Genomic DNA, 1180 nt, shown 5'->3' on the forward strand with positions numbered 1-1180 from the left:
GCGCTAGCCTCTACTTAATTTGCTATAATTGGAGGTTTTTGWTTAACGATTTACCAAACTCAATCAGATCACTCATAAGGTTCAGCATTTTTTTAAAAAAGTCATTTTCTGGGTCTATTTTTATATGCTCTTTTTTGGTTTTAAGAATATTTTAATTTTCATGGGATTAAAATAAATCTTAGAGAAAAATCACAATAAATAGTAAGCCTATACCAATAAGAACTCCACCAATCAACTCATAGTTGCCCAACAAGAAGAACAATTTACTTTTGTTTTTAAAATCGAATGAAAGAATCCTTTTTCTTAACCAAAATCCAAAAATGCCAATAAAAAGAAATGCGAAAAGAAGTAACATTAGAGTATTTTTAATATATCGTTCACTCCCCATTTTTACGCCTACCAGTAATCACCAAATAATAATGATTGATTTATTTGGTTTAGCCTCTTAACCCACAATTCGAAAGAATACTATACTTCTAGTGAATATTTTTGCACTAGAACCAAAATATCTCTATCAATAAAAAATACTTACCTTAATAATTTTTGCAATTGAGTCATTGTGATTGGATAACTTTATATTTAAATTGTTGCATGAATGATCCATGTTTAAGATTGCTACGTCACCTTGATCTAAAACAAAAGTCTCTTTTTCATCTATACTCATTTTACTTGTTCCTTTGACACAATAAAAGGCTTCGGATCTATTCGTAGATTCCCTATTATCCAACACTTCATGTTGGATCCCATTATTAATATGAATCATGTTAAGGTCTCCCTCGCATCCTTCTGCTAACATCAAATTAAAATCCGTAACCCTCCCAATACTTCGGGTTGTCCAGCCGCCATCAAACCGATCCTGTTCAAATGGCTTTAAATGCACATGGTGCTTTCCCTTATGTTGAAGCAACATTTCTCCATCAAGGATCATGATAATTCTCTGAATGCCTGGAAGATGAGTAAATAAGGATTCGTCTACCTCAACATCTGCGGTGCTTAACCGCCATTTGAAATCACGCTTCGAGTAATCTCCATTTTCAGGATAAATAGCAAGTTGAGTTGTTTTACCACCTGACCAAAGGCTTGTTATTTGTTCACTTTTTCTTATTAATTTTAGTAAATATGACAACTAATTTCTCCCCTTTTATTATTACGTTACTTCAGTTTAAACCACGCCCAATGT

1 protein-coding gene is annotated in these 1180 nt (G+C 32.7%); it reads right to left on the reverse strand.

What is annotated here, in order from left to right; all coding sequences use genetic code 11:
- Nucleotides 1-514 precede the first annotated feature (514 nt).
- Nucleotides 515-1126 (reverse strand): HutD/Ves family protein, encoded by a 612-nt coding sequence (locus tag AC1DUW_RS29755; RefSeq protein ID WP_053346239.1) that lies wholly within the window; start codon nucleotides 1124-1126, stop codon nucleotides 515-517.
- Between the last annotated feature and the right edge of the window lie 54 nt (nucleotides 1127-1180).

This window comes from Peribacillus sp. P4_C12, assembly GCF_056402095.1.